Here is a 10,281-nt window from a genome sequence, read left to right as displayed (position 1 = left end):
CCCCCCCCCCCCCCCCCCCCCGCCCTGGTTGTGCCCGTGCTCGCCGCTGGCGTGATCACCGGCTGCAGCAGCATCAACGAAGCGATGCAGCCGGACAAGATCGACTACAAGTCGTCGGCCTCGAAGCGCACGCCTACGCTGGATATCCCGCCCGACCTGACCAAGCTGGAGGGCGATCGCCGCTATTCGGTGCCCGATGCGAACGGCACCTCGACGCTGTCGACGTACAGCCAGGCCACCAAGGTGCGCGAGCAGTCCCCGAGCGAGAACGTGCTGCCCTCCGCCCAGGGTATCCGCATGGAGCGCGACGGCAACCAGCGCTGGCTGGTGATCAGCAACGGCATGCGCGGCGACCAGCTGTGGCAGCAGCTGCGCGGCTTCTGGCAGGAAAGCGGTTTCCTGCTGGTGCAGGACTCGCCCGAGACCGGCATCATGGAAACCGACTGGGCCGAGAACCGCGCCAAGATCCCGCAGGACATCATCCGCAACACCATTGGCAAGGTCTTCGACGGCCTGTACTCGACCTCGGAGCGCGACAAGTTCCGCACCCGCGTCGAGCGTTCGCAGAACGGCACGCTGGAGGTCTTCATCAGCCACCGCGGTGCGCAGGAGCAGCTGACCGGCATCGACAAGTCGAGCACGGTCTGGACCCCGCGTCCGGCCGATCCTGAGCTGGAAGCCGAATTCCTGTCGCGCCTGGCCCAGCGCCTGGGCGTGCAGAAGGAACAGGCCGACCGCATGGCCAAGAACCCGGCGGCGGCGGGCAATGCCGCAGCCGCTGCGGGCACGGCCGCCGCTGCTGGCGCTGCTGCTGGTGCCGATGGCGCCGCGCCGGCCAAGTCGTACCTGTCCCAGGTCAACGGCGCTCCGGCGCTGCAGCTGCCCGAACCGTTCGACCGCGCCTGGCGCTCGGTCGGTCTGTCGCTGGACCGCGTGAACTTCACGGTTGAAGACCGCGACCGCGGCCAGGGCCTGTACTACGTGCGCTATGTCGACCCGCGCACCGTTGCCGACAGCCGTGGCTTCTTCTCCAAGCTGTTCACCAAGCCGGAAGATTCCAAGACCGCCAAGAAGTATCGCGTGTCGCTCAAGGGCACGGGCAGCGGCACGCTGGTGACGGTGCTCAACGATGCCGGCCAGCCTGAGAACGGCGAAATCGGCAAGCGCATCCTGTCGCTGATCGACGAGCAACTGCACTGAGCCGGCGCATGACTGCTGGCATGCCAGCCGGCCGTCCTGGCCGGTGCCTGGCGGGGAGGGCGCGGCCATGATGCGCTTCGCCTTCCTCGGCAGCGGCAGCGAGGGCAACTCGCTGCTGATCGAATCCCGCGAAGACACCACCACCACGCGCGTGCTGCTCGACTGCGGCTTCGGCATCCGCGAGACCGCGCGGCGCCTGGAGCGCCTGGGCGTCGCGCCGGACCAGCTCGACGCCGTGCTGGTGACGCACGAGCATGGCGACCACGTCGGCTCGGCCTACGCCTTTGCCGCCCGCCACCGCCTGGCGGTGTACACCAGCCACGGCACCTGGCTGGCGACCTCGCACCTGCGCGGCGCCGATGCGGCCGACGTGCGCGTCTGCGGCGCCGACCATGCCTTTGCCATCGGCGGACTGCAGGTGCTGCCGTACACCGTGCCGCACGATGCGCGCGAGCCGCTGCAGTTCGTCTTGTCGGACGGGCAGGCAAGGCTGGGCGTGTTGACCGATGCAGGCATGGAGACGCCTTACGTGACGGCGCGCCTGGCAGGCGTGGATGCGCTGGTGCTGGAATGCAACCATGACCGCGAGATGCTGCGCAATTCGGTCTATCCGGCTTCGCTGAAGCGGCGCATCGGCGGGGACTTCGGCCACCTGGCCAATGAAGTGGCGGCCAGTATCCTGGCGCAAGTTGCCCATGCCGGCCTGAACCGCGTGGTCGCAGCCCACCTCAGCAAGCAGAACAATACGCGTGAGCTGGCAACGGGGGCGCTGGCAATGGCATTGGGTGCGTTGCCGTCCGAGGTGCTGGTGGCAGACCAGGACGAGGGCCTGGACTGGCAGGCGGTGCGCGCCTGAGGGATGCGTGGATTCGGCAGGGTGCAGTGCGGTAGCAGCGCCCAAATGAAAAAACCGGCCCGAAGGCCGGTTTTTTCATCGGTCAGGAACCGATTACTGCTTGGCAGCCGGAGCCGAAGCGTCAGCAGCCGGAGCCGATGCGTCAGCAGCCGGAGCAGCAGCAGCCGGAGCGGCCGGGGCTTCAGCAGCGGGAGCCGAAGCTTCAGCAGCCGGAGCGGCAGCAGCCGGAGCAGCCGTGTCAGCGGCCGGAGCGGCAGCTTCTTCCTTCTTGCCGCAAGCGGCGAGAGCAACAGCGGCCAGCAGCGATGCGATCAGGAGAGACTTCTTCATTGTTCGTCCTTTAACTTGTAATAACGGAAAACAGGCGATGAATAATTACCGGTAATTATCGCTCTTGAACTGCAAAATAGAGGCCCTCCCGGGTCCCGATAAATGCAATGGTCCACAGTACTAGCCAGCCAACAATTATATCCGCGTTTTCCCGGCTTGTGTAGCGCCGAAATTTACTGATTCGCAATGTTACGTATTATTACAGCCGCGGGCCCAATTGCAGCCATCCTTCCAGCGTCCAGTGATGGAAAGTTTCCATCAGATCGGGTAGGTCCGCGCAAGCCGCAACATCTTCGCTACTAAGCTGCCGATAATCGGCCAACTTTTTCAGCCATTGCATCAGTTCGGCCGGCGGCTCGTAGGCTTCTCCATTGAGGAAGAAATTCGCGCGGTCGTAAAGCGCAATCGATGCTGATGGCAGTACCACACCATGGCGGGCCGCCAGTGTCGCATAACGGCGCAACGGCATGTCGGGTATCTCTGCAAATTCAACGCCAGGTTTGGGTTCTGACAGATGGCTGCCGAGGAATTCGGACACCATCTGGCTATTCCATTGCAACGCCTTGAGCCGCTCGGCGACTGCCTTGGCCATGCCGGCGGGTAACTGCGCGGGCCGCGTGGCGGCGCGCTCGCCGGCGTCGGCATAACGGCCGCCGAGGTCTTCATTGTCTTCGACCGTTTCAGACAGCCAGGCCAGGAAATGCCCGGCCAGCTCGCGGTAGGCCGGCGCGCGGAAGCCGATCGAGCAGGTCATGCATTCGCCTTCGGCAATGCCATCGTGCGCATATTGCGGCGGCAGGTAGAGCATGTCGCCGGGTTCGAGCACCCATTCCTGTTCCGCGTTGAAGTCGGCGAGGATCTTCAGCGGCATGTCCGGGATCAGCTCAAGGCTGGTCTGCGACGAAATGCGCCAGCGGCGCCGGCCCGAGACTTGCAGCAGGAACACGTCGTAGGAGTCGAAATGCGGGCCCACGCCGCCGCCGTCGGTGGCGTAGCTGATCATCAGGTCGTCCAGGCGCGCGTCCGGCACGAAACGGAAGCGGCCCATCAGTTCCGCCGCGGCGGCGTCATGCAGATTTACCCCTTGCACCAGCAGGGTCCACTGGCGGGCCTTGACGCCGGGCAGGTTTTCGCGCGCAAATGGGCCATGCGCGAGTTTCCAGCGGTTACGGAAGTGCGTCACCAGGCGCGATTCGACGTCATCGCTGTCGGCCAGGTCGAAAAGAGCCTCGCGCGACACAGGCGGCACGATTCCGGGTACTGCCTGTCGAATCAGCAGGGGCTTGCGATGCCAGATATCCCGCATGAATGCAGCAGGCGTCATGCCACCAAGCAGGTCGAGCGGAGTGTCTGGATCGACGGGGCCAGGGGGCAGGGCCTGCGCGTATAATGCGGAATCGTTCATGGAGTCAAGAATTGAAAATCGCTAAGAATACTGTGGTGTCCGTGATGTACAAGCTGTCGGACGCGCAAGGCAATCTGATCGAGGAGTCAGATGAAGCCATGGTTTATTTGCACGGCGGGTATGATGGCACGTTCCCCAAGATCGAGGAAGCGCTCGACGGTCATGACGCGGGCTTCGAGACCCAGTTGCAGCTGGAGCCGGAAGACGCGTTCGGCGACTATGACGCCGATATGGTGAAGGTCGAGCCGCGCAACCGCTTCCCCGAGCCGCTGGAAGTCGGCATGCAGTTCGAAGGCATGCCCGAAGATGGCGACGAAGAGGACTCCGTCATCTACACCGTGACCGACGTGGCCGAGGACAAGGTCGTGCTGGATGGCAACCATCCGCTGGCCGGCATGGCGCTGCGCTTCTGGCTGAAGGTCTCCGAAGTCCGCGAGGCCACCGCCGAGGAAATCGAGCACGGCCACGCCCATGGCGCCTCGGGCGTTGAAGTCGTCGATGAGGATGAGGACGACGACACGCCGCGCACGCTGCACTGATCGCGCTGCACGGTTCGTATTCCGCACCCCAGGAAAAAGCCGGCCGCAGCCGGCTTTTTCGTTGTCGGGCCGGCGAGCGGTCTCAGCGCGGTGCCGGTGCGTCCTTGAGCATGACCGCGAACGGTGAGGCCGCGCCCGGCGTGATCACCAGTTCGGCCCATTGCGAGACCGTGTTGGCGGGCAGTGACACACGCGTGAAGTTCTGCATGACCTTGCCGGCCGCATCGCGCAGCGGCTTGTCGATGCCGAAGCCGTTGTCCGCCCCGTTGGCCCCGTTCCCGCCCGCATGCACCAGCAGCACCTGGCCGCGGAAACGACCGGCCAGCTCGCGCAGCTGGCGCTTGAATTCCAGGTAGCCGTCGCGGGTGCGGTGGCGCATGAAGCCGTCCAGCAGCGTCGGGCGGCCTTTCTTCTCCCAGCCGTTGGCAAAATGCGGGTCGGCGTGGACCACCACCACGATGCCGTTCAGGTCGCGTTGCCGCGCCACCGAGAACGCGCGCGCCAGCCACTGGCGGTTGGCCTCGCGCCGGTCCTCGAACTCGCCATTGCGCCCGCCTTCGTCGCGGTAGTGGTTGTTGTCACCCGGCAGGTTCATGCCGACGAGCAGGATATCGGCCACCTCCATGCGCATGTTCTCGCGGAAGCTGCGGAACAGCGCCTGGTCCGACTGCCGGTGCAGCGGTCGCGGATGCCGGCCGAGCGTGGCGTCCTCGGGGAAGAACAGCTCACGCAGCCGGTTCAGGCGCTCGACCGCGTCAAAGCCGCCGTTGACCGGCAGCCGGCATTCGGACCAGTCGGTCTCGCCGGGCACGTAGACCAGCGGCAGCGGCGACTGGTCCAGCAATTGCTGGCGGTTGCCCAGCACCGCATCGCTGCACGACTCCGTATCGCCCTTGATGCCGCCGGCATGAATGACCAGGTCCAGCTTGCGCTCGCCGAAGTAGTCGAGCAGTGCCGCCGCGTTGGCCTCCGCGGCCGGCCACTGGGGCAGGTCGGCGATCAGCGCGATGCGCGTCAGCTTTGGCCTGGCCGGTGCCTTGCCGGCGCGGCCCGCGGGCGCGGCCGATGCCATGCCGGCCGTGCAAAGCAGCGGCAGCAGCATGGCAAGCAGGGCACGGCGTGCAGCGTTCATGCGGCGTCGAGCGCCTCGCCTGCCAGTGCCTTGAGCCGGTACAGCGCCTCCAGCGCTGCGCGCGGCGTCAGGGTGTCGGGATCCAGGTTGGCCAGCGCATCGACCAGCGCGGCCTGTTCGGGTGCGAGCGTGGGTGCCAGCGGCGCGGGCACGGCCGACGGGGCAGCGCCGAAGTCGTCCTCGTCGTCATCCGGCGTTGGCGGTGCCGCGAACAGGTCCAGCTGCGGCGTGGGCGTGGCGTCGGCCGATTGCTGCTCCAGCCAGGCCAGGTGCTTGCGCGCGGCGCGGATCACCGGCTGCGGCACGCCGGCCAGCTGCGCTACCTGCAGGCCGTAGCTCTGGCTGGCGGGGCCGTCCTGCACTGCGTGCAGGAAGACAATGCCATCGCCATGCTCGACCGCCGACAGGTGCACGTTGGCTGCCTGCGGAAACTCTTGCGGCAGCTGCGTCAGCTCGAAGTAATGCGTGGCGAAGAGGGTATGGCTGCGGTTGTGCGACAGCAGGTGACGCGCGATCGCCCAGGCCAGCGCCAGCCCGTCGAAGGTCGACGTGCCGCGCCCGATCTCGTCCATCAGCACCAGCGAAGCCGGGGTCGCGTGGTGCAGGATGCCGGCGGCCTCGGTCATCTCGACCATGAAGGTGGAGCGGCCGCCCGCGAGGTCATCGGCGGCGCCGATGCGGGTAAAGATGCGGTCGATCGGCCCGATCACCGCGCGCCGCGCCGGCACGTAGGCGCCGACACAGGCCAGCAGCACGATCAGCGCGGTCTGGCGCATGAAGGTCGACTTGCCGCCCATGTTCGGGCCGGTGATCAGCAAGAGCTTGCGCGCTTCGTTGAGCTGGCAGTCGTTGGCGATGAACGCCACCGACTCGGCCGCGAGTTGGCCTTCGACCACCGGGTGGCGGCCCTGCACGATGTCGACCACGTTCTCGGCGACGCGCTCAGGCGCGGACCAGTCCAGCGTCTGCGCGCGCTCGGCCAGTGCCGTCAGCACGTCCAGGCGCGCCAGCGCGCCCGCCACCCGCTGCAACTCGCCGATGTGCGGCAGCAGCGCCTGCAGCAGGCCGTCGTAGAGCTGCTTCTCGCGCGCGAGCGCGCGGTCCTGCGCCGACAGCGCCTTGTCTTCGAAGGCCTTCAGCTCAGGCGTGATGTAGCGCTCGGCATTCTTCAGCGTCTGGCGGCGGCGGTAGTCGTCGGGCACCTTGTCGGCCTGGCCGTTGGTGACCTCGATATAGAAGCCATGCACGCGGTTGAACTCGACGCGCAGGTTGGCAATGCCGGTACGGGCGCGTTCGCGCGTTTCCAGGTCGATCAGGAACTGGCCGCAGTTCTCGGAGATGTCGCGCAGTTCATCCAGTCCGGCATCGTAGCCGCGCGCGATCACGCCGCCGTCGCGCACCACGGTGGCCGGCTCTTCGGCCACGGCGCGCACCAGCAGGTCCAGGCAGTCCTGCGGCACGGCCAGGTCGTGCAGGGTCTGCGCCAGCAAGGTGCTGCCCTGGTCATCGCGGATGCAGGCCTGCACGTCCGGCAGCGCGCGCAAGGTGTCGCGCAGCGAGGACAGGTCGCGCGGCCGCGCATTGAGCAGCGCCAGCCGCGAGGTGATGCGCTCGACGTCGGCCAGCCGGCGCAGCGCCGTGCGCAGGGCATCGGTGCCCTGGTCGATCAGCACGCCGATGGCCTGCTGGCGTGCCTGCGGCAGCGCCGGGTCGCGCAGCGGGTGGTGCAGCCAGTGGCGCAGCGCGCGGCTGCCCATGGCCGTGCAGCAGGTGTCCAGCAGCGAGAACAGCGTCGGCGACTCGCCGCCGCGCAGGGTCTCGGTCAGTTCCAGGTTGCGCCGCGTGGCGGAATCCAGGCCGACGTACTCCGATTCGCGCTCGACCTTCACGCCCTGCACATGGCGCAACGACTGGCCCTGCGTGGTGGCCGCGTAGTTCAGCAGCGCGCCGGCCGCGCCCAGCGCGGCACCCAGCCCGGCACAGCCGAACGGGTGCAGGCTGGCCACGCCCAGCTGCTCGCGCAGCCGGCGCGTGCCGGCGTCCTGGTCGAAATGCCATTCGGGCAGGCGGGTACGCGCGCACGCCAGCGCGGGCAGCTCGATGCCATCGGCATACAGCAGCTCGGCCGGGCGGATGCGCTCCAGCTCGCGGCCCAGCTGCGCTGCTTCGCATTCCATCAGGCGCAGCTCGCCGCTGGCCAGGTTCAGCCATGCCAGCCCGGTCTTGCTGACGCCGCGGCGCGTGGTCTGCTGGTGCACCGCCATCAGGAAGGTATCGGCCTTGTCCGGCAGCAGCGCGGCGTCGGTGAGCGTGCCCGGGGTGACGATGCGCACCACCTTGCGCTCCACCGGCCCCTTGCTGGTGGCCGGGTCGCCGATCTGCTCGCAGATCGCCACGGATTCGCCCAGCTTCACCAGGCGCGCCAGGTACTGGTCCGCCGAGTGGAAGGGGATGCCGGCCATGCGGATCGGCACCCCATTGGAGGCGCCGCGCGCGGTCAGCGTGATGTCGAGCAGGCGCGCGGCCTTTTCGGCATCGTCGTGGAAGAGTTCGTAGAAGTCACCCATGCGGTAGAACAGCAGGGTGTCGGGGTGGTCTGCCTTGATGCGCAGGTATTGCTGCATCATTGGCGTGTGGCGGCTTGCGGCCGAATCTGCCTGCGCCTGTTCCGGGTCGGTTTTCTTCTGCAATCCCATTGCCATTCAGCCTGTCTGGCGGTGGGCCTGCGTGATGCCGCCCGCTCCGCTCGGATCGCCGCCTTGCGCAAGCCGGATAGCGGCCGCGCGGGGCGTCCGGGCGGTCATCCGACGGCCTGGGGCCGGGGCGCGAAGGGGCGTTTTCGAATATGGACGATATGGTACAGCACGGGGCAGCGGTTGCCGCGGCCGGATCCGGCCCGGCGGCGGGGTCAGCGGCGTGCCGTCAGCGGAACACCAGCACCGGCACGTCGCTGTGTGTCAGTACCTTCTGCGTCTCGCTGCCCAGCAGCAGCCCGCTGATTCCCTTGCGGCCGTGCGAGGCCATGAAGATGACGTCGCAACCGAGGTCCCGCGCGGCGTTGATGATGCCGTGATACGGGGCGCTGGCGGCCGAGACGTGGCCCGCGCAGGGGACGCCGGCCATTGCCGCCGCGGCCTCGATCTTGACCAGTTCCTGGCGCGCCAGTGCTTCCACGCGTTGCTGGAACACTTCGCGCCGCTCATGGGTGCTGTCGCTGCCCACCATGTAGGGGTAGGTCTCCACGCACATGTAGGGCGTCAGGCGCGCGGAGGCGGTGCGGGCAAACTGGATGGCGGCGGACACGGCCTTGTGGGAAAGCTCGGAACCGTCGACGGGCAGCAGGATGTGCTTGAACATAGGGGCCTTGGTAAAGGGAAAACGGAAGAAGTGCGGGAGTAGGGGGCGAAGTTCAATTGGCCAGCGCGCGCCCCACGATCAGCGGGTCGGGCTGCCCGATGGCAGTGGTGTCCCGGTTGCCGTAGGGGAAGCGCGACAGGATGGCGCGCAGCGCATTGAGCCGCGCGCGCTTCTTGCAGTCCGAGCGGATGACCGTCCACGGCGCATCGGCGGTGTCGGTGTGGGCGAACATGGCCTCCTTGGCCTGGGTGTATTCGTCCCATTTGTCCAGCGAGGCAAGGTCGACCGGGCTCAGCTTCCATTGCTTGAGCGGGTGGATCTCGCGCTCGCGGAAGCGCCGGCGCTGTTCCTTCTGGCTGACCGAGAACCAGAACTTGAACAGGTGGATGCCGCTGCGCACCAGATGCCGCTCGAAGTCCGGCGCCTGCTGCAGGAAGTCCTGGTATTCGCGCTGCGAGCAGAAGCCCATCACGTGCTCAACGCCGGCGCGGTTGTACCAGGAGCGGTCGAACAGCACGATCTCGCCGGCCGACGGCAGGTGCTGCACATAGCGCTGGAAGTACCATTGCCCGCGCTCGGCCTCGGTGGGTTTTTCCAGCGCCACCACGCGCGCGCCGCGCGGGTTCATGTGTTCCATGAAGCGTTTGATGGTGCCGCCCTTGCCGGCGGCGTCGCGCCCTTCGAATACGATTACCACGCGCTGGCCGGTCTCGCGCACCCAGGCCTGGAACTTGAGCAGCTCCACCTGCAGGCGGTACTTCTGCTTTTCATAATTGCGCCGCGACATCAGGTTCTGGTACGGGTACGCGCCTTCGCGCCAGCCCGCGGACAGCTCGTCGTCCGGGTGGCGCTTGCGGCCGGCCTGCCACGCGGCGGGATCGCCTTCGAGGATCAGGCTGCGCAGCTGCGCGGCCTCGTCGGGCGCCAGGCCGTCAAGCAGCGTGCGCATGGCGTCGAGCATGTCGGCGCCGTTGCCTGCGCGGCTGGCCAGGATGTCCTGCATGCTGCTGGCCGCCAGCTGCACCGAGGCGTCGACGGCGCTGTCGACTTCGTTGCGCTGGGCTGAAAGCGCCGAGTTGGTGGGCAGCACGTCACCCCTGGCCGTGGCGCGGGCACGTGGCGCGGTGGCGGTGTGGGAGGATTGGATCGTGTCGCGATCTGTCATCTGCGGTCCTCCGTCAGGCTGCGGTGTTGCGCAGGATCGCGTAGAGCTGGTCCTTGAGCAGGAGTTTCTCTTTCTTCAGCCGCTCGATCTCGAAGGTGGAGGCCGGCACCAGCCCCGACTCCATGTTGTGGATTTCCTGGTCCAGCGCGTTGTGGCGGTGGAACAGGCGCGCGAAGCGGGCATCCTGGGTCTTCAGGGTGGTGATCTGGTCGCGGTATTCGGGAAACATGCTGGCTCTCCTGATGGATCCGCGCGCACGGGGCGTGGCGCATGGTTTCATTTTGGGGAGGGCAGGGT

General features: G+C 67.2%; 10 protein-coding genes. 3 read left to right on the top strand and 7 right to left on the bottom strand.

Going from position 1 to position 10,281, the window contains the following annotated elements:
• Positions 1-30: 30 nt before the first annotated feature.
• Positions 31-1,200: an NlpB/DapX family lipoprotein gene (bamC, locus tag AC3WRR_RS19670; protein WP_492297916.1), complete on the top strand. Its 1,170-nt coding sequence runs from the start codon at positions 31-33 to the stop codon at positions 1,198-1,200.
• 67 nt (positions 1,201-1,267) lie between these two features.
• Complete coding sequence (locus AC3WRR_RS19665) at positions 1,268-2,056, top strand: MBL fold metallo-hydrolase (RefSeq protein ID WP_010808978.1); 789 nt, start codon at positions 1,268-1,270, stop codon at positions 2,054-2,056.
• Between the two features lie 93 nt (positions 2,057-2,149).
• On the opposite strand, the gene AC3WRR_RS19660 is transcribed toward AC3WRR_RS19665, so the two are convergent.
• A complete protein-coding gene (locus AC3WRR_RS19660; protein ID WP_037024358.1) occupies positions 2,150-2,386 on the bottom strand; it encodes a hypothetical protein in 237 nt (78 codons plus the stop codon).
• Between the two features lie 199 nt (positions 2,387-2,585).
• Entirely contained in the window at positions 2,586-3,791 is a 1,206-nt protein-coding gene (locus AC3WRR_RS19655; RefSeq protein WP_174549450.1) for a cupin domain-containing protein, read from the bottom strand.
• A gap of 11 nt (positions 3,792-3,802) precedes the next feature.
• On the opposite strand from AC3WRR_RS19655, the gene AC3WRR_RS19650 reads away from it, so the two are divergent.
• Positions 3,803-4,330, top strand: coding sequence for an FKBP-type peptidyl-prolyl cis-trans isomerase (locus tag AC3WRR_RS19650; protein WP_026201125.1), 528 nt, complete (start codon positions 3,803-3,805; stop codon positions 4,328-4,330).
• A gap of 82 nt (positions 4,331-4,412) precedes the next feature.
• On the opposite strand, the gene AC3WRR_RS19645 is transcribed toward AC3WRR_RS19650, so the two are convergent.
• From AC3WRR_RS19645 to AC3WRR_RS19625, 5 genes are all read right to left on the bottom strand, one after another.
• Positions 4,413-5,462: a hypothetical protein gene (locus AC3WRR_RS19645; RefSeq protein ID WP_010808975.1), complete on the bottom strand. Its 1,050-nt coding sequence runs from the start codon at positions 5,460-5,462 to the stop codon at positions 4,413-4,415.
• The gene (gene mutS / locus AC3WRR_RS19640) at positions 5,459-8,164 is read right to left on the bottom strand and encodes a DNA mismatch repair protein MutS (protein WP_081645126.1); all 2,706 of its coding nucleotides are present in this window, start codon (positions 8,162-8,164) and stop codon (positions 5,459-5,461) included. The genes AC3WRR_RS19645 and mutS overlap by 4 nt, the downstream gene beginning before the upstream one ends.
• Positions 8,165-8,384: 220 nt before the next feature.
• Positions 8,385-8,819, bottom strand: coding sequence for a universal stress protein (locus tag AC3WRR_RS19635; protein ID WP_010808973.1), 435 nt, complete (start codon positions 8,817-8,819; stop codon positions 8,385-8,387).
• 52 nt (positions 8,820-8,871) lie between these two features.
• Entirely contained in the window at positions 8,872-9,984 is a 1,113-nt protein-coding gene (ppk2, locus tag AC3WRR_RS19630) for a polyphosphate kinase 2 (RefSeq protein WP_010808972.1), read from the bottom strand.
• A gap of 13 nt (positions 9,985-9,997) precedes the next feature.
• Entirely contained in the window at positions 9,998-10,213 is a 216-nt protein-coding gene (locus tag AC3WRR_RS19625) for an HP1242/YdcH family protein (protein ID WP_010808971.1), read from the bottom strand.
• Positions 10,214-10,281: the final 68 nt, after the last annotated feature.

Source organism: Cupriavidus sp. FW305-3-2-15-C-LB2 (assembly GCF_058787575.1).
This window is presented reverse-complemented; position numbering and strand designations above follow the sequence as displayed.